The organism is Vibrio sp. 1288, from assembly GCF_033344475.1.
Genome location: NZ_JAWPOX010000179.1, coordinates 1 through 994, shown reverse-complemented (window position 1 = coordinate 994; position 994 = coordinate 1). Strand labels below are relative to the sequence as shown.

Here is a 994-nt window from a genome sequence, read left to right as displayed (position 1 = left end):
GTGCATATTAGTACGACTTTTTGTCGTGTTGTAGGTCGATTCCTGTAAATTACTTGCCTATTTCTACAAAATTGTTGTTATAGCGCTGGAATCGGAAACAGAAGAGAAAGTATAGTGAGCAAAATGACAACAGAGCGTAGACCGATTGACGGTTTATGGAGCATTACATGAACACATTAGCCGAAACCATGCAGCAGTATGTTGAAAAGCATGATCTGCACAATTTAGAAGGCATCAAGCAAACTGCTATCGAAGGCGTTTGGTTTTATCGCAGTAGCAAAGGCAATAACCGTCAACCATTTGTGTATCAATCAGGGATCATTGTGCTTGGCCAAGGGCATAAAAACATCCATATAGGGCAAACGCCAGTTCAGTATGGTCCGGATGACTATTTGGTGGTGGGTGTACCTATGCCTCTAGAGTGTGAAGCATTTGCCACCAACAATGAGCCTTTACTCGGTATTTCTATCGACATCTCGCCAACGCTGCTGCACAAACTTGTGAAAAAGCTCGAAGCACAGAAATTCAGTAATATCTGCGAAGATTCTAAACGTTGTGGCCTCAAATCGGTTCGAATGAACGACGCCATGCTCGATGCTTGCAAGCGATTAATGAAGGCGCTTTGCAACGATTTGGATGTGGCGATATTGGGCGAGTCCTTACTAGAAGAAATTGTCTATCGAACGCTTGTAAGCAAAGAAGGGCACGTGTTGTTTGAATTGGCTCACCAAGAAGGTTCCTACGCGAGAGTTGCAAAAGCACTCAATCGAGTTCATGCCGAATACCAAGAGCAATTGAATGTCCAAACATTGGCGGAAGAGGCCAACATGAGTATCTCGGCATCTCATCAGGCGTTTCGGAGCGTGACTTTAGAATCACCTTTGCAATACATCAAAAAAGTGCGTCTCAATAAAGCGAGAGATTTGATTCAACTCGAAGGGAAACGAGTTAATGATGCTGCTCGACTCGTAGGCTACAGCAGCCCATCACAGTT

1 protein-coding gene is annotated in these 994 nt (G+C 44.1%); it reads left to right on the top strand.

The genetic code is table 11. From position 1 onward, the window contains the following. Positions 1 to 167 precede the first annotated feature (167 nt). The coding region (locus R8O11_RS25500) for an AraC family transcriptional regulator (protein WP_318194646.1) at positions 168 to 994 on the top strand (827 nt) is incomplete at its 3' end.